At 73.6% G+C, this 16,975-nt stretch carries 16 protein-coding genes; 5 read left to right on the top strand and 11 right to left on the bottom strand.

Translation table 11 applies throughout. The features are described 5' to 3' along the window. Positions 1-72 precede the first annotated feature (72 nt). The 3 genes from ACZ5GH_RS20910 to ACZ5GH_RS20900 all read left to right on the top strand — a co-directional run bounded on the left by ACZ5GH_RS20910 (position 73) and on the right by ACZ5GH_RS20900 (position 2,089). The gene (locus ACZ5GH_RS20910; protein ID WP_464334988.1) at positions 73-771 is read left to right on the top strand and encodes a TetR/AcrR family transcriptional regulator; all 699 of its coding nucleotides are present in this window, start codon (positions 73-75) and stop codon (positions 769-771) included. Positions 772-855: 84 nt separating this feature from the next. Further along, positions 856-1,563, top strand: a complete 708-nt coding sequence (locus ACZ5GH_RS20905; protein WP_387759994.1) for a peptidylprolyl isomerase — start codon at positions 856-858, stop codon at positions 1,561-1,563. Between the two features lie 169 nt (positions 1,564-1,732). After that, positions 1,733-2,089, top strand: coding sequence for a MazG-like family protein (locus ACZ5GH_RS20900; protein ID WP_387759992.1), 357 nt, complete (start codon positions 1,733-1,735; stop codon positions 2,087-2,089). A 64-nt stretch (positions 2,090-2,153) separates the two neighbouring features. Here the strand turns inward: ACZ5GH_RS20900 and ACZ5GH_RS20895 are convergent, their stop codons facing one another. The 7 genes from ACZ5GH_RS20895 to ACZ5GH_RS20865 all read right to left on the bottom strand — a co-directional run bounded on the left by ACZ5GH_RS20895 (position 2,154) and on the right by ACZ5GH_RS20865 (position 10,440). After that, positions 2,154-3,464, bottom strand: a complete 1,311-nt coding sequence (locus ACZ5GH_RS20895) for a geranylgeranyl reductase family protein (protein ID WP_387759990.1) — start codon at positions 3,462-3,464, stop codon at positions 2,154-2,156. Between the two features lie 224 nt (positions 3,465-3,688). Beyond that, positions 3,689-4,384 (bottom strand): demethylmenaquinone methyltransferase, encoded by a 696-nt coding sequence (locus tag ACZ5GH_RS20890; RefSeq protein WP_387759989.1) that lies wholly within the window; start codon positions 4,382-4,384, stop codon positions 3,689-3,691. Positions 4,385-4,593: 209 nt separating this feature from the next. Continuing rightward, entirely contained in the window at positions 4,594-5,181 is a 588-nt protein-coding gene (locus tag ACZ5GH_RS20885) for a hypothetical protein (RefSeq protein WP_387759988.1), read from the bottom strand. Between the two features lie 250 nt (positions 5,182-5,431). Next, positions 5,432-6,145, bottom strand: coding sequence for an amidohydrolase family protein (locus ACZ5GH_RS20880; protein WP_387759987.1), 714 nt, complete (start codon positions 6,143-6,145; stop codon positions 5,432-5,434). Between the two features lie 157 nt (positions 6,146-6,302). Continuing rightward, positions 6,303-7,523: a cyclic dehypoxanthinyl futalosine synthase gene (gene mqnC, locus ACZ5GH_RS20875; RefSeq protein WP_387759985.1), complete on the bottom strand. Its 1,221-nt coding sequence runs from the start codon at positions 7,521-7,523 to the stop codon at positions 6,303-6,305. Between the two features lie 142 nt (positions 7,524-7,665). Beyond that, on the bottom strand, positions 7,666-9,429 hold the full coding sequence (locus tag ACZ5GH_RS20870; RefSeq protein ID WP_464334987.1) for a serine/threonine-protein kinase: 1,764 nt from the start codon (positions 9,427-9,429) through the stop codon (positions 7,666-7,668). 144 nt (positions 9,430-9,573) lie between these two features. Beyond that, on the bottom strand, positions 9,574-10,440 hold the full coding sequence (locus tag ACZ5GH_RS20865) for a menaquinone biosynthetic enzyme MqnA/MqnD family protein (RefSeq protein ID WP_387760044.1): 867 nt from the start codon (positions 10,438-10,440) through the stop codon (positions 9,574-9,576). Positions 10,441-10,898: 458 nt separating this feature from the next. Between ACZ5GH_RS20865 and ACZ5GH_RS20860 the strand changes: the two genes are divergently transcribed. Further along, positions 10,899-11,102 carry a cold-shock protein gene (locus tag ACZ5GH_RS20860; RefSeq protein ID WP_045692393.1) on the top strand — a complete coding sequence of 68 codons (204 nt, stop codon included), beginning with the start codon at positions 10,899-10,901 and terminating at the stop codon, positions 11,100-11,102. 283 nt (positions 11,103-11,385) lie between these two features. On the opposite strand, the gene ACZ5GH_RS20855 is transcribed toward ACZ5GH_RS20860, so the two are convergent. Next, positions 11,386-12,726, bottom strand: a complete 1,341-nt coding sequence (locus tag ACZ5GH_RS20855; protein WP_464334986.1) for a dicarboxylate/amino acid:cation symporter — start codon at positions 12,724-12,726, stop codon at positions 11,386-11,388. Between the two features lie 471 nt (positions 12,727-13,197). Between ACZ5GH_RS20855 and ACZ5GH_RS20850 the strand changes: the two genes are divergently transcribed. Beyond that, on the top strand, positions 13,198-14,406 hold the full coding sequence (locus ACZ5GH_RS20850; RefSeq protein WP_387759981.1) for an MFS transporter: 1,209 nt from the start codon (positions 13,198-13,200) through the stop codon (positions 14,404-14,406). Between the two features lie 253 nt (positions 14,407-14,659). Here the strand turns inward: ACZ5GH_RS20850 and ACZ5GH_RS20845 are convergent, their stop codons facing one another. The 3 genes from ACZ5GH_RS20845 to ACZ5GH_RS20835 form a co-directional block, all read right to left on the bottom strand. Further along, positions 14,660-15,811 carry a LacI family DNA-binding transcriptional regulator gene (locus ACZ5GH_RS20845; RefSeq protein ID WP_464334985.1) on the bottom strand — a complete coding sequence of 384 codons (1,152 nt, stop codon included), beginning with the start codon at positions 15,809-15,811 and terminating at the stop codon, positions 14,660-14,662. A 29-nt stretch (positions 15,812-15,840) separates the two neighbouring features. Next, the gene (locus tag ACZ5GH_RS20840) at positions 15,841-16,185 is read right to left on the bottom strand and encodes a DUF4229 domain-containing protein (RefSeq protein WP_387759979.1); all 345 of its coding nucleotides are present in this window, start codon (positions 16,183-16,185) and stop codon (positions 15,841-15,843) included. Positions 16,186-16,319: 134 nt separating this feature from the next. After that, on the bottom strand, positions 16,320-16,847 hold the full coding sequence (locus tag ACZ5GH_RS20835) for an N-acetyltransferase family protein (protein WP_464334984.1): 528 nt from the start codon (positions 16,845-16,847) through the stop codon (positions 16,320-16,322). Positions 16,848-16,975: the final 128 nt, after the last annotated feature.

The following is a 16,975-nucleotide window of genomic DNA, read 5'->3' as shown; positions in this document are numbered from 1 at the left end:
CTTGAGTCGCATTACGATGAGCATGGCACGACCGCCACCCCGCGGCAAGCCTTAACGCGACTGGAGTCGACTTTGACTGGAGCCACCCGCCCCGCGGACCACCCCACCCCGGAGTCCGTCCCGAGGTCCATCCCGGAGCCCACCCCCGAGGCCCGCACTCCCACCCCGCGCCCGGGCGGCCGCAGCGCCCGGGTCCGGGCGGAGGTGGTCGCCGCCACGCTCGCCGAGGTGACCGAGAAGGGGTACGACGGCCTCAGCGTCGAGGCGGTCGCCACCCGTTCCGGCGTCCACAAGGCGACCCTCTACCGGCGCTGGGGCGGGGTGGACGGCCTGGTCGCCGACGCCCTGACCGCCTCGGCCGACCAGCCCTGGCCCCTGCCCGACACCGGAGACCTCCAACAGGACCTCCGCCGGATCACCCAGGAAGTGTTCAGCGTCTTCACCGATCCGGAGCTCGGCCCCACACCCACCGCGCTGATCTCCGCCGCCCAGCGCTCGGACGCCGGCGCGACCGCCCTGCGCGCCTTCTTCACGGCCCGGCACCGCCAGGCCGCCGAGGTGGCCGATCGGGCCGTCGCCCGGGGCGAGCTGCCCGTCGGCACGGACGGCGCCGAGGTGGTCCGGGCCGCCACCGCTCCGCTCTACTACCGCCTGTTCGTCTCCGGCGAGCCACTGGACGACCGCACCGCCGAGCGGGCGGCCGACGCCGCGGCCCTGGCCGCCCGTGCCGGGCTCTTCACGCCCACCGCGACCACCCCGGAGCAGACCTGACGGACCATCACGCCGCTACCGCCCCGGGAGCCACGGCCGTCCCAACCCCTACCGCATCCCCACCCGGCCGTGGATGATGCACCCATGACAACTCTGCCGTCCACCACGCCCCGGAAGGCCCGTCACGTGAAGCGCAAGCACTGGGCGCTGGTCGCCGCCGCCACCGTCCTCCCTCTCGTGGCGAGCACCGGCACCGCCATCGCGGACACCCCCGCGGCAGCCACTCCCACCGCCGGCTGCACCTACACGCCGGCCGTCCCGGCCGACAACTTCAAGGGCATCCCGGTGTTCGACGCCAAGAAGGCGGCGAAGCCCTACCACGCGACACTGCGGACCAGCCAGGGCCAGATCACCTTCGAGGCACTGACCGACAAGGCGCCCTGCACCACCTTCTCGTTCCGGTTCCTCGCCGAACACGACTACTTCGACCGCAGCCACTGCCACCGCCTCACCACCCAGCGGATCTACGTCCTCCAATGCGGCGACCCGACCGGCACGGGCAGCGGCGGCCCGGGCTACTCGTTCCCGGACGAGAACCTGACCGGCGCCACCTACCCGGCCGGCACCGTGGCCATGGCCAACGCCGGGCCGAACACCAACGGCAGCCAGTTCTTCTTCGTCTGGAAGGACACCAAGCTCTCCCCCGCCTACACCCCGTTCGGCCGGATCACCGCCGGCCTGGACGTCCTCCAGAAGATCGCCGCCGGGGGCGAGGACGACCAGAACAACCCGGGCGACGGCTTCCCCACCCTCCCGGTGAACATCCGCAACGTGAAGATCAGCAGCCGCTGACCCCGCCGGCCGGCCAGCCCCGACCGGCCGACCCGACCGGCCTCCCCTGCTCCTCGGCCCTGGCCGGACAACCCGGCCGGACAGCCTCGGCCCGCCATCCGTCCGCCCGCCCCCGCTCCCGTACGGTGGCAGCACCAACGACACCGCATGGGAGCAGGAGCAGCGCCGCATGGACAGCCGGATCTGGGAGAGCGTCGACCACCTGGTCGCATGGCTGGACGAGCGGACCACGCTGTCGCCCCAGGAGGAGCGACTGCTGCGGATCCTCAAGCTCTCCGAGGAGGTCGGCGAGGTCGGCGCGGCGGTGATCGGCGCCACCGGTCAGAACCCGCGCAAGGGCGTCACCCACTCCTGGGAGGACGTCCAGCACGAGCTCTGCGACGTCGTCTTCGCCGCCCTCGTCGCCCTGCGGACCCTTACCCCCGACGCGGCGCGGGTCTTCGCCGAGCGCCTCGCCTACGTCGAGGAACGCTCGGCCGCGTCCCGCCGGCCGACGGAGGCCCCCCGGACGGCCGACGAGGTGTAGGCGGCGGCCCCGCCCGTACCGCGGGCCGGGCCGCAGGACCGCGCGGCACCCCGCCCGGCCGCCGTCAGGCGTTCGGCGCGACCCTGGCGAGGCCGTTGATCACGCGGTCCATCGCGTCGCCGCCCTGCGGGTCGGTGAGGTTGGCGAGCAGCTTGAGGGTGAAACGCATCAGCATCGGGTGGGTGAGTCCGCGCTGGGTGGCGATCTGCATCACCTTGGGGTTGCCGATGAGCTTCACGAAGGCGCGGCCCAGCGTGTAATAGCCGCCGTACACGTCCTTGAGGATGCGCGGGTAGGCCTGGAGGGCGCGCTCGCGGCCGCCATCGGTGACCCGGGCGAGGGCCTGCACGATGACCCCGGCGGCGATCTGGCCGGATTCCATCGCGTAGGCGATGCCCTCGCCGTTGAACGGGTTGACCATGCCGCCCGCGTCGCCGACGAGCAGCAGGCCGCGGGTGTAGTGCGGCTGCCGGTTGAAGGCCATCGGCAGCGCGGCGCCGCGGATCGGCTCGGTCATGTTCTCGGGGGTGTAGCCCCACTCCTCCGGCATCCCGGCGCACCAGGCCTTGAGCACCTCGCGCCAGTCCAGCTCGCCGAACGCGGGCGAGGAGTTGAGGATGCCGAGGCCGACGTTGGAGGTGCCGTCGCCCATGCCGAAGACCCAGCCGTACCCGGGCAGCAGCTTGCGCTCGCCGCCGCGGGTGTCCCACAGCTCCAGCCACGACTCCAGGTAGTCGTCGTCGTGGCGCGGGGAGGTGAAGTAGGTGCGGTAGGCGACGCCCATCGGACGGTCCTCGCGCCGGTGCAGGCCCATGGCGAGCGAGAGCCGGGTGGAGTTGCCGTCGGCGGCGACCACCAGCGGGGCCCGGAAGGTGACAGGCCGCTTCTCGTCGCCCAGCTTGGCGGTGACGCCGACGATCCGGCCGGTGCGCTCGTCCAGGACCGGCCCGCTGACGTTGCAGCGCTCGTAGAGCCGCGCGCCGGCCTTCTCTGCCTGACGGGCCAGCAGCTCGTCGAAGTCGGCGCGCTTGCGCACCAGGCCGTAGTCGGGGAAGGAGGACAGCTCCGGCCAGTCCAGCTCCAGCCGGACGCCGCCGCCGATGATGCGCAGGCCCTTGTTGTGCAGCCAGCCGTTCTCGGTGGAGACGTCGATGCCCATGTCCACCAGCTGCTTGGTGGCACGCGGGGTCAGGCCGTCGCCGCAGACCTTCTCGCGCGGGAAGGCGGTCTTCTCCAGCAGCAGGACGTCCAGTCCGGCCTGGGCCAGGTAGTACGCGGTGGCGGAGCCGGCCGGTCCCGCACCGACCACGATGACGTCGGCCGTGCTCTCCACGGGGCTGTCCGGCTTCGTCAGATCGGCTGCGGTCTCGGACACGTGGACACACTCCTGGAACTGCGGCTGGGGGACGGCGGCTTTGTCTCCGGCAGTCTAGTTCCGCTCACGCCACCGGATGCGCCCCCGCCCCGACCTCCGGCACCAACGCCGTGGCACCCGCAACCGTCGCCCGCGAAACCGGCCGCCCCCGAACCGCCCGGACCCGAACCGCCCGAGCCCAGCCCACCCCCCCTCGGCCGAACCCGAACCCGAACCCGAACCGGCTACGCGATCTTGTAGGCCCGGTGCAGCGCGACGATCCCGCCGGTCAGGTTCCGCCAGGCGACCTTCGACCAGCCGTTGTCCTGGAGCTTGGCGGCCAGCCCCGGCTGGTCCGGCCAGGCCCGGATGGACTCGGCGAGGTAGACGTACGCCTCCGGGTTGCTGCTGACGGCGGTGGCCACCGGCGGCAGCGCGCGCATCAGGTACTCGGTGTAGACCGTCCGGAACGGCGTCCAGGTCGGCGTGGAGAACTCGCAGATCACCAGCTTGCCGCCGGGCTTGGTGACCCGCAGCATCTCGCTCAGCGCCGCGTCGGTGTCCTGGACGTTGCGCAGCGCGAAGGAGATCGTCACCGAGTCGAAGGTGTCGTCCGCGAACGGCAGCCGGGTGGCGTCGCCGGCGGTGAGCGCCAGCTCGGGGTGGCGGCGCTTGCCCTCGGTGAGCATGCCGACCGAGAAGTCGCACGGGACGACCTTCGCTCCGGCCTCGACGAAGGGCAGCGAGGAGGTGCCGGTGCCGGCCCCGAGGTCGAGCACGAGGTCCCCCGGTCCGGCGTCCACCGCCTCGGCCACCGCCCGGCGCCAGGCGCGGGCCTGGCCGAGGGAGAGCACGTCGTTGGTGCGGTCGTACTTGGCCGCGACGTCGTCGAACATGGCGGCGACTTCGTGCGGCTGCTTGTCCAGAGAGGCTCGGGTCACGCCCCCATTGTTCACCCTCGTACGGACACCCCGACCAACGGGGCACGCCGACCCCGGCCGCACCCAGGACCACGCGCCCCGAACCGGCCCTCCGGACCGCACCCCGGGCCGTACCCCCGAACCGCACCCGGCCGCACCCCGGACCACGCCCCCGAGCCGGCCCGCCGGCCGGCAGGCCGGGCCTGCCCCGCCGAGCGCCCCGCGCCCCGTCAGTGCTGGGCGCGCCGCCCGCCCGCGCGGCGCCGCCGACGGGACCGCTTGCCGTGGGTTATCGCGGGCATCCCGTCCGCCAGCGCTCCCGTCGCCAGTGCGAGGTTGGCGGCCAGCTTCCCCTGCCCGCCGCGGACCGCGAGGGCCTTGTGATGCCGCCGGATCCGCAGCACGCAGATCAGGAAGAGCACGACGGCCACCGGCACGCTGAACCAGGCCAGGCCCACGCCGACCGGCTGCGGGTAGGTGTCGCCGCAGATCCGCACCGCGCCCGGGTCGTCGGCGGCGTGCTCCAGGCAGATCCTGTCGCCGAGTCGGGCGCCGTCCGAGAGCGGCAGCGCGGCCGCGGTGTGCGGCTCGCCGCCGGCCCGGTAGCTGACGGCGCTGTAGGTACCGCCGCCGGTCGGGAGCTGGGTGACGACCCCCTCGACTCTCACCGGGTGCGCCTCGATCCGGTCGGCCTGGTCGGCCTGGCGCCAACCGAGCAGGCACATCCCGACGGCCAGCACGGCGCTGAGCACGGCGGCGAGGTACCAACCACGGCCCAACCGCGGGGTGCGCGGCGGGGGAACGGTCGCGGTTCGCATGGTTCCTGTCCTGGCTTGCCTTCGGGGCCGGGGACACGGCCCCGCCGCCCGCGGGCGCGGGCAGTGGTGTGGTGAGGGTACGGAGTGAGCTGTCCGGGATCGTATCCGCTGGCGGGCCCTCAGGTCACGACGAAGGGACAATCACACTCCGGGACTGGCAGCGGAGTTCGGCTGCACACGAAGGAAGTCCCGTGCGCCACAAGGAAATCCGACTACTGACGAGTACGTCACACCCGCCGTGACGACCGTCTCACCGTCGGCGGTACACCAACCGCCCGCCCAGCACCGTGGCCAGGCACCCGCCGGCCGCCGGTTCGGCACGCCCGCCGCCCGCGGCCGCCGACCCGTCACGCCCTTCCCCCACGACCGCGCCCGCGACCCCCGCCGCGGCCGCGAGCGCGAACACCGCGAAGTCCGCCCGGCTCCCGGGCGACACCCGCCCGTACACGGCCTCCGCGAACGGCAGGACGGCCAGCGGGTCCAGCGGCCCCGCACCCCCGCCGTCCGACTCACCGGTCGGAGCGGAACGCCCGGGCAGGCCGACGATCCCCGACCGCGCCACCGCCGTCCGCACCGAGGCCCGCTCGAAGGGCCCGGCCACCGCCGTCACCCCGTACCCGAGCATCCGTTGCAGGCCGCGCCGCGCACTGGCCCCGCACCGCGCCTCGTCCGCGGACCCGGCCAGCCCGTCCGCCACGGGTTCGAGGCCGACCTCCTCCCGCGGATCCGGGTGGTACGCGCGTTCCAGCAGCCAGTGCCCGTACGGATTGCGCAGCCCCGGGGCGAGCACGGCCGCGCCCCAGTCCCGCACCCGCGCGCCCGGGTGCGCGGCCGCCAGCTCCGCGTACGGCCCGACCGCCTCCACCAGCTCGCCGCGCACCACCACCGCCCCGTCGGCGATGGACGGGGCGGTGGGATCGGCCGGGTCGGGCAGCACGAACGCCGCCCGGTGCAGAGTCAGCACGTCAACGCCTTCGACTTCGACGGCATCACCAGTACCGTCGGCACCGGCTCACCGGGGGCAACGACACCGGCCACACCAATACCGGCACAGACACGAAAAAGCGGCACGAGGAACGGCACGAAAAGCGGCACGAGCAGCGGCAGGACGAGCAGAGGACTCAGTTGTCCAGGATCTTCAGCTCGGGGTGCGCGGTGCCGCCCTCGATCGCCGTGGAGGCGATGTGCGAGGCGACCCGGGGGTCGACCGGGTCGTTGGCCGGGTCGTCCAGCACCCGCAGGTGCTGGTAGGTGGTCGAGCGCTGCGCCGGGACGCGGTCGGCGGACCGGATGAGGTGGATCAGCTCGGTGAGGTTGGAGCGGTGCTTGGCGCCCGCCGCCGAGACGACGTTCTCCTCCAGCATCACGGACCCGAGGTCGTCCGCACCGTAGTGCAGCGACAGCTGGCCGGCCTCCTTGCCGGTGGTGAGCCAGGAACCCTGGATGTGGGCGACGTTGTCGAGGAACAGCCGGGCGATCGCGATCATCCGCAGGTACTCGAAGACGGTGGCCTGGGTCGAGCCCTTGAGGTGGTTGTTCTGCGGCTGGTAGGTGTACGGGATGAAGGCCCGGAAGCCGCCGGTGCGGTCCTGCACGTCGCGGATCATCCGCAGGTGCTCGATCCGCTCGGCGTTGGTCTCGCCGGTGCCCATCAGCATGGTGGAGGTGGACTCCACGCCGAGGCCGTGGGCGATCTCCATGATCTCCAGCCAGCGCTCGCCGGACTCCTTCAGCGGGGCGATCGCCTTGCGCGGCCGCTCCGGGAGCAGCTCGGCGCCGGCGCCGGCGAAGGAGTCCAGGCCCGCCTTGTGGATCCGGGTGATGGCCTCCTCGACGGAGACGCCCGAGATCCGCGCCATGTGCTCGACCTCGGAGGCGCCCAGCGAGTGGATCACCAGCTGCGGGAACTCGGCCTTGATCGCCGAGAACGCGCGCTCGTAGTACTCCACGCCGTAGTCCGGGTGGTGGCCGCCCTGGAACATGATCTGGGTGCCGCCCAGCTCGACCGTCTCCGCGCAGCGGCGCAGGATCTCGTCGAGCTCGCGGGACCAGCCCTTGTCGCTCTTCGGCGGCACGTAGAAGGCGCAGAACTTGCACGCCGTCACGCAGACGTTGGTGTAGTTGATGTTGCGCTCGATGATGTACGTCGCGATGTGCTCGGTACCCGCGTAGCGACGGCGGCGCACCGCGTCGGCGGCGGAGCCGAGCGCGTGCAGCGGCGCCGAGCGGTAGAGCTCCAACGCCTCCTCCGGGGTGATCCGGCCACCGGCGGCGGCCCGGTCGAGCACGGCCTTCAGGTCGGTGCTGGACGCATCGAGGGTGGTCGCTGCGAGCTCGGTCACCTGGCGGCCTTCTCTCTCTCACAAGTGCTACTCGGGTACGGCCGAACCAGCCTACGCCAGCACATTCCGCCGCCCGCGTCAGCCCGCTGAACCGCGCGCGGTCCCCGGGTGAACCGCGCACGGGCCCCGGGCCGGGCACCCCTCAGCCCCGCGCCCCGTCCACCCGACGCATCGTGCCGGTCGGGTTCCCGGCCGGCGGGTCGACGGAGACGAAGCGGATCGTCCCGTCGGGCTGGAGGGTGAGCGTCTCCGTGTTGGAGCCGCCGGTGCAGGCGCCGGGGATCGAGGAGCGGACCAGCCGGGACTGGAACACCAGCTTGGTGGCGGAGGCCGACCTGAGCGTCCAGACGCCCTCGCAGCTGATCGAGATCAGCCCCGAGACGGCGTTGCGGCTGGTGACGCCCTCCTGGCCGATCGCCGCCGGACGGATGGTGAGCGTGGTGGCCCCGGCGGGCAGTCCCTTGTCGGTGACCATGTCCCCGCTCCAGGTGCCGAGGAAGGCCGCGGGCACCGCGTTCGGCCCGTCCGTCCCGGGTGGCACCGCACCCGGGACGGACGCCGTCGCGCTTGCCGGGGCTCCGGAGGCCGGGGCCAACCCGGAGGCGAAGGTCCCGCTCGGCAGGGCCGCCGGGCCCGGATCGACGGACACCTCCGGCAGCGGCCCGGCCGACGGCCCCGGCACCGCCGGTTCGGCCCGGTGCAGCCACCCGTACAGCCCGTACCCGCCGCCCCCGAGCACCGCGAGCGCCACCACGGCCGCCACCGCGGTCCGGACCCGCCGCGGCCGCGCCTTCGCGGGTTCGTCCCAGACGCCCGCGCACAGCGGCTGATGGCCCCCCTCCCCCTCGGATTCGCTCCCGGACACGTAGGTCGGAGTCCGCACCGCCTCGCCGGCCCCGGCCCCGACTCCGACTCCGACTCCGACTCCGGCCACGATCCCGGCCCCAACCCCGGCTACCCCGCCCGGAGCCCTCTCCCCCGCCGCCTCCGCCGTCCCCGGCTCGCCGTCCAGGTCCAGCAGCTCCACCGCACTGCGCCCCACCCCGGCCGCCAGCTCCGCCGGCAGCCAGCCGCCCCGCGCCAGCCGGGTGCCGGCCGTGCCGTCCGGATCAAGCCGGTCGCGCAGCTGCCGCGGGGTCGGCCGGGCGGCCGGGTCCTTGGCCAGGCAGTCGAGCACGGTCCTCCGCAGCGGCTCGGGCAGCCCGGCCACGTCCGGTTCCTCGTGCAGCACCCGGTAGAGCAGGACGGCCGCGCTGACCCCCTCACCGAAGGGGTGCACGCCGGTCGCCGAGAAGGCGAGGACGGCGCCGAGCGAGAAGACGTCCCCGGCCGGCCCGACCGGCTGCCCGTTCGCCTGCTCGGGTGACATGAAGCCGGGCGAGCCGACCACGTAACCGGAACGGGTGAGGCCCCCGGCGGCGTCCAGGGCGCGGGCGATGCCGAAGTCGATCAGCCGCGGCCCGTCCAGGGTGAGCAGCACGTTGGAGGGCTTGACGTCCCGGTGCACCAGGCCGAGCCCGTGGACGTGGGCGAGCGCCTCGGTGAGCCCGACGCCGAGCGCGCGCACGGCCGGTTCGGGCAGCGGCCCGTACGTCCGGACGGCGTCGCCGAGTGCGGGGCCGGCCACGTAGCCGGTGGCGACCCAGGGCTGCCCGCCCTCGGTGTCGGCGTCCAGTACGGGCGCGGTCCAGGCGCCGCCGACCCGCCGGGCGGCGGCCACCTCCTGCCGGAACCGGGCGCGGAACTCGGCGTCGTCCGCGAGTTCCGACCTCACCACCTTGACGGCGACGGTGCGCCCGCCGGACGTCCGGCCGAGGTAGACCCGGCCCATCCCGCCCGAGCCCAGCCGGCGCAGCAGCCGGTAGCCGCCCACCTGGCGGGGATCGTCCGACTCCAGTGCCCGCATTCCCGCACGCTCCCTCGCCCGCTGGCCCGCGCGCCCGACCGGCCGTCGACCGCCGACAGCCGACCGCTGTTCGCCGGCCAGCCACCGCCAACCGCCAACCGGCCGCGCCTCGGTGCAGACCGTACCGGGCCGAGCGGACCCCTCTTACGCCCCCGGCGGCAACGCGCCCGCCGGCAACTCCCCCAGCGGCAACTCCGCCGGCTCCAGCAGCCGCACCGCGACGTCCGGGGCGAACCCGCTGTCGTGCGCGACCCGCCGGGCGAACTCCGTGACGCCCGCCAGCTGCCGCTCGCCGAGCGAGAAGTCGAGCGCCTCGCTGAAGTACCGCTCCAGCACGTCCGCCCCGAAGGCCTCCCAGCGGGCGGCCTGCTCGGCGACCTTGGCGGCCTCCACCAGCGACAGGTCGCGGGACTCCAGGAAGGCGCGGTGCACCGCGGCGGTCAGCTCGGGGGCGCGCTCGGCGAACTCGCGCCGCACCGCCCAGACGGCGAAGACGAACGGCAGGCCGGTCCACTCCTTCCACATCTCGCCGAGGTCGTGGACGGTCAGCCCGAGGTCGGCGGCCTGCCCGAGGTAGGCGCGCAGGGCCGGGTCGCCGATCAGGACGGCGGCGTCGGCCTCGGCGAGCATCGCGCTGAGGTCCGGCGGGCAGCTGAAGTAGTCCGGGTGCACGCCCTCGCGCTCCTCAAGGAGCAGCCGGGCGAGCCGTACGGAGGTGCGGCTGGTGGAGCCGAGGGCGACCCGGCGGCCGTCAAGGTCGGCGAGCGGCACCTTGCTCACGATCAGGCAGGACATCACGGGGCCGTCGCTGCCGACCGCGATGTCCGGCAGGACCAGCAGGTCGTCCGCGTTGCGCAGGTACTCCACGCAGGTGATGGGGCCGATGTCCAGGGCGCCGTCGACGAGCTGGTCGCTCAGCTTCTCGGGGGTGTCCTTGGTGAGGTCCAGGTCGAGCAGGTTGCCGGTCCTGGCGAGTCCCCAGTAGAGGGGGACGCAGTTCAGGAACTGGATGTGGCCGACCCGCGGCCTGACCGGGGTGTCCTGCCGGGGCTCCCGCGTCCGCGCGTCCGGTGTTCGTGCTTCCGGTGCTGCCACTGCGCCGCTCCCTTGCTGTTCGTGCCTCCACGCAGCGTATGCCCGCTGTTCACGGCGGCTCGCACCGGCCGGACCCGACACGCCCTCACACGTCCCCGAGCCGCCTTCCAACACCCGTTCCGGGCCTGACGACACGCGTCTTCCGCGCGGTAAGTGACCTCTGGTCGTCACAGCGGCCGCATGCTAGCGTTGCCCTCAGTTGCAGTTTGATTCCCCTTGCAGTACTTGAAGCCTGCGGAGCATGTAACCGCAGGCTTTTTGTAGTTTTTCAGCAATATCGAAAAATTTCGGACACGTCCGGAGGCAGGGCGATCAGCGCAGCGGACCGGGCGCCACACGGTGTGGCCCCCGACACGCATCGCAAGGAGAACGGCATGGCCACGGGAACCGTCAAGTGGTTCAACGCTGAGAAGGGCTTCGGCTTCATCGCCCAGGAGGGCGGCGGCCCGGACGTCTTCGTTCACTACTCCGCCATCAATGCGAACGGCTTCCGTTCGCTGGAGGAGAACCAGGCGGTCACCTTCGACGTCACCCAGGGCCCGAAGGGCCCGCAGGCGGAGAACGTCACCGCTGTCTGACGATCCTCTGATGACCTGATCGCTCGGGACCCCGACGGGTCCACCGGCGGCTCCCGACAGCCGCCACCATGAGCACAAGAGCAGTACCCAAGGGGGCCCGCCCATCCGGCGGGCCCCCTGCCTTTTCGGAATCCGCGGCCCGATCCGCGAACCCGCGGCCCGCCGGAAGTTCGGGCACGGATCGAGGAATGCGGAAAGGGCCCTCCCCCGTCACCGGGGGAGGGCCCTTTCCGTCATGCCGATCGAACGACCCCTCTGACGTCCGATCGCACGTTCGACGACCTCAGACCGCGGCCGGGGTCGCCCGGCCGGCGCCGACGGCCGGCTTCGCGTCCTCGTCGTACAGGTCCGCGGAGGGGTTGTTGTACGCGGCGACGTCCAGGATCTTCTCCCGGGCGGCGACCACGATCGGGACCACGACCTGGCCGGCGACGTTGGTCGCGGTGCGCATCATGTCCAGGATCGGGTCGATGGCGAGCAGCAGGCCGACGCCCTCCAGCGGCAGGCCCAGCGTGGACAGGGTCAGCGTCAGCATGACGATCGCACCGGTGAGGCCCGCGGTGGCGGCCGAACCGACCACCGAGACGAAGGCGATCAGGATGTAGTCCTTGATGCCCAGCTCGATGTTGTAGACCTGGGCGACGAAGATCGCGGCGACGGCCGGGTAGATCGCGGCGCAGCCGTCCATCTTGGTGGTGGCGCCGAACGGCACCGAGAAGGACGCGTACTCGCTCGGGACGCCGAGGCGCTCGGTGACGCGGCGGGTGACCGGCAGGGTGCCGACCGAGGAGCGGGAGACGAAGGCCAGCTGGATCGCGGGCCAGGCGCCCTTGAAGAAGTGCAGCGGGTTGAGCCCGGCGGCGAAGCGCAGCACCAGCGAGTAGACGACGAACAGCACCAGCGCGCAGCCGAGGTAGATGTCCAGGGTCAGCGTGGCGAAGGGCTTCAGCAGGTCCCAGCCGTACTTGGCGACGGACTTGCCGATCAGGCCGAGGGTGCCGAGCGGGGAGAGCCGGATGACCCACCACAGCGCGGTCTGGGTCAGCTCCAGCACGGACTCGCTGAGCTTGAGGACCGGCTCGGCCTTGGCGCCGAGCTTGATGATCGCCGCGCCGACCACGACCGCCAGGAAGACGATCTGGAGCACGTTCACCTTGGCGAAGGAGTCGACGATGTTGGTCGGGAAGATCCCGGTCAGGAAGTCGATCCAGGTGCCCTTGGAGTCGAGCGCCTTGAGGCCCTCGGTCTTCAGGTCGGTGCCCTCGCCCGGGTTGGTCAGCAGGCCCAGGCCCAGGCCGATGCCGACCGCGATCAGCGAGGTGATCATGAACCAGAGCAGCGTGCGGGTGGCCAGGCGGGCCGCGTTGGTCACGTTGCGCAGGTTGGCGACGCTCACCACGATCGCGGTGAACACCAGCGGCGGGACGGCCAGCTTGAGCAGCTGGACGAAGATCTTGCCGATGGTCTCCAGGGTGGTGGCCAACCAGGAGATCTCGGCGGTGCGGGCCAGGTAGCCGAGGCCGACGCCGAGCACGAGGCCGGCGACGATCTGCACCCAGAAGGGCGTCTTGCGGATGCGGGCGAGCACGGACGGCGACGAGGTCGCCTCGGGCGCTGTGGACATGGGGGAGCGTCTCCGGGGGAGGGCGTTGCTGACGGTGAGGTGTGGGGTGGGGCGGGCGGCACGGCGCGGGGCCGGACGGGAAACGTCGGGCCCCCGGTCAGGGGCGTGCCGCCGCGGTACAGCTCAGGGCAGTAAGGCGCACGGCGCGACAACGGCGCGGGCTGTCCACAGCACCGGCCAGAGCACACGGGCGGGCGGCGCGGGGCAGCTGGCCCGGGCCGTTCATCCGCAGTGTGTCTGAGGCTGTCATGGCCGATACGTTAGCAGCAAAGGTTTGAGATGTTCAAAGTACTTGTTTGAGGTCACAGGGAGCCCCTCCCCATCCGGGGCCTGCCGTGAACCCGCACTCCGGACACGAACGAAGCTGACGCCCCATCAGCCCAACCGGGCGGTCCGATTGACCGCCGAGCGGTTATACGTATAACTTTGACGGCGTCCCCGCCCCCGCCTGCCCACCCGGAGAGGATCCCGATGGGCTACCTCGCCCTGCTCCGTGCCCCGCACGTCACCCGTCTGCTGCTCGGCACCCTGCTCGGCCGGCTGCCCGCCGGCATGACCGCCCTCGTCATCGCCCTCGCCCTGCGCGACGCCGGGGTGACGTACGGCCGGGTCGGCCTGGCCACCTCCGCCTACGCGATCGCCGCCGCCGTCGGCGGCCCGGTGCTCGGCCGGATCGTGGACCGCACCGGACAGCCCCGCGTCCTGCTCGCCTCCGCCGTGGTGGCCGGCGGCGGGTACGCGCTGCTCGCCCTCGCCCCCGGTTCCGCGATCGCCGCACCGGTCGGCGCCGCGATCGCCGGTCTCGCCATGCCCCCGCTGGAGCCCTGCCTGCGCTCGCTCTGGCCGGACGTGGTCGAGGAGGAGCAGCTCGACACCGCGTACGCCTTCGACTCCGCGTCCCAGCAGATCCTGTACGTGGCCGGGCCGCTGGCCGTCGCCGCCATCTCCGGGCTGTTCAGCCCGGTCGCCGCGCTCTGGGTGGCCGCCGGGCTCGGACTCGTGGGCGCGCTGGTCGTGGCCACCGCCGGGCCCGCCCGGGCCTGGCGCGCCCCGGCACGGGAGCAGTCCGCCGGACTGCTCGGACCGCTGCGCTCCCCCGGGCTGGTGCTGCTCCTGGTCGGACTGGCCGGGGCCGGCTGGGCGGTCGGCGCCCAGAACGTGCTGTTCATCGCCTACGCCGAGCAGCACGTCGGCTCCCTGCCCGGCGGCGGAGGCACCCTGCTGGCGCTGGCGGCGCTCGGCGGCCTGCTCGGCGCCCTCGCCTACGGCGCGGTCAAGTGGCGGCGGACCACGGCCACCCGGACCTGGATGATGGCCCTCGCGATGGCCGCCTCCTACCTGCCGCTGCTCGCCCTGCCCGGTCCCTACCCGATGGCCGCGCTGGCCTTCCTCTCCGGGATCATGCTGGCCCCGCTGCTGGCGGCCGCGTTCGTGCTGGTCGCCGAACTGGCGCCGACCGGCACCGTCACCGAGGCCTTCGCCTGGCTGGTGACGCTGTTCGCCACCGGCAACTCGCTCGGCTACGCCGTCTCCGGCAAGCTCGCCGAGGACTCGCTGCGCCCGGTGGCGCTGTGCGCGGCGGGCGGGATCGCGCTCGGCGGGCTGCTGCTGTTCGGCGCCCGGCGCTGGTTCCACCCGGTGCCGCTCGCCCCGGCCGCGCAGCCCGTCCCGGTGGGCTGACCCACCCCGTGAACGACCGCGCCCGCCGGTGGTCTGGCCGACGGGCGCGGTCCCCTCGTCCACCTGCCTGCGGGTGTTCACCTGCGGCGGCCCCGACGACGCCGGGAGGCCACCGCGAACAGCACGCCGAAGCCCGGGGCGACGGCACCGGGCACGACCGGCAGCGGGCCGGGCCCGCCGCAGCGGGCTGCCGGTGGAGTCGGGGGCGGTGCGGGCGGAGCCGTTCCGCGCACCCGGAGCCGACGCGCCGTGGTCAGCGCGTCGAAGTCGTAGCGGCCGAAGCCGTACTGGCCGGAGCCGTGGAGGAGCGCAGCACCAGCGAGGTGGCCAGCGGCGCGACCGGCGCCACCCGCTCCCCGCGCAGCAGGGCCGCCAACGCGGCCGCGCCCGCCCGGCCCAGCTCCTCGCCGGGCAGGTCGACGGTGGTCAGCGGCGGGGCGAGCAGCGCGGCCACCGCGACGTTGTCCATGCCGACCACCGACAGGTCCTCCGGCACCCGCAACCCCAGCTCGGCGGCGGCCTGGTAGACCCCGGAGGCGACCACGTCGTCGTCGCAGACGACCGCGCGCGGCCGGTCCGCCCGCTCCAGCAGCCGGCCCGCCACGGTCCGGGCGGCCCGGTGCCCGTCGTTCAGGCTCACGCCCAGCTCCACGACGTCCAGGTCGAGTTCGCGGACCGCCTGCTCGAAGGCGGCCTGCCGGACCCGGAAGGTGTACGCGGCGTGGCTGGAGCGCAGCCGACCGATCCGGCGGTGGCCGAGCGCGGCCAGGTGCTCGACCGCGGCGCGCATCCCGCCGGCCACGTCGAGCTCGACGGTCGGACGCGTCCGGTCGGTGCCGGGGTCGGCGTCCAGGAAGACGGCGGGGGTGTCGGCGGGCAGTTCGCCGAGCTGGCTGTCGTCCGGGGAGCAGATCAGCAGGCCGTCGAAGCGGCCGGCGGTGGCGGCCTCGGCGAGGGTGGCGCTGCCCCAGCCGGAACTGACCACCACGGCCAGGCCGTTGCGGCCGGCCTCCTCGTGGACACCTTCCAGCACCCTGCCGAAGAACGGCCCCTGGAGGTTCGGCACGGCCAGCAGGATCATCCCGCTGCGGCCGAGCCGCAGCTGCCGGCCGGCCGCCTGCGGGCGGTAGCCGAGGCTGCGGGCGGCCTCCCGGACCCTCCCGCGGGTGGCCTCGGAGACCCGTCGGCCGGCCTCGGCGCCGGAGAACACCAGGGAGACGGTGGCCTGGGAGACCCCGGCGAGCCGGGCCACGTCCCGCCCGGTGGGCCGGCGGACGGGGGCCGGCCAGGTGCCGGAAGCCCCCTCGACGGGCGGCTGCTCGGCGGGCGCCCCCTCGGCGGGCGGCTGCTCGGACGACGGCTCCGGCGACGGCTCGGACGGCACGGAGTCCCGGGTGGCGGACACGGCGGCTGCGCTCGTGGGCGGGGCCGGGATCAGCCCTGGCCGGCGGTGGCCGCGCGGGCGGCGTCGTCGGCGGCGTCCTCCTCGGCGTTCTGCGCGGCGATCCGCTCCGCCGTACGGCTGCGCATCCCGGAGACCTTGCCGCTGATCTGCGCGGACATCGCGTCGCGCTGCTTGCTCAGCAGCGCGTAGCTGAGCGGCGCGGAGGCGACCGCGGCCAGCAGGAACAGGAAGATCATGCCGGCCTCACCACTGACCGGGATGATCTGGAAGTGCCCGAGCAGCAGGGCCACCAGCAGGCAGCCGAGGAAGATGCTGACCCGCATGGAGGTGTAGCGGAGCGTGGCGTGCGACTTCTCCGGGCCGTTGCTGGTCACTCGACACATCCTTCTTCTTGCGCTGGGGCGGGTCCTCCAGTCAAGCATGCCTGACAGGCCGGGAGGGGCACGGGTCACCCGATCCGGCCCGGCCGACCCGCCCGGCCGACCCGACCGACCCGCCCGGGCGGCTGTCAGCGCAGATCGAGCCACATGGTGATGTCGTCCCGGTCGTCCCCGGGGGCGACCCGGATCGCGGCTGGCACCCGGCCGACCTCCCGGTAGCCGCTGCGGGCGTAGAACCGCTCCAGTCCCAGGCCGCCGCGCGCGGTGAGCCGCAGCGACTCCAGGCCCCACCCCCGGGCCACCCGCTCGGCCTCGGCCAGCAGTCGGGCGCCGTGGCCGCGGCGCTGGAAGTCGGGGTGCACCATGACCCGCTTGAGCATCCGCCAGTGCTCCATCGGGCCGAACCGCATCGACTCGAAGAACAGCACCCCGACCAGCCGGCCCGTCGCGCTCTCGTGCGCGACCAGCAGCCGGTCCGGACCGTCCGGCTCGACCCCGGCGAACTGGTGGTCGGCGGTGTTCCAGACCTCCTCCTCGGTGACCGGCGCCAGGAAGCCGACCGCCCCGCCGGCGTTGGTGACGTCGGCCCACAGCCGGACGATGTCCGTCCGCAGGTCGGGGTCGAGCTTGGGGTCCAGGGTGAAGGTGAGCGCCATGGAGCGGAGCCTAGACCTCCGGTACGACGGTCCTACCGGAAGGCTTCGGTGGCCCAGAGGGCCCGGGCGGACCGGGAGGCCCGGAAGGCCCGAGCGGACCGGGCGGACCGGCAGGCCCGGGAGGCCCG

Source organism: Kitasatospora sp. Xyl93, from assembly GCF_055383135.1.
This window is presented reverse-complemented; position numbering and strand designations above follow the sequence as displayed.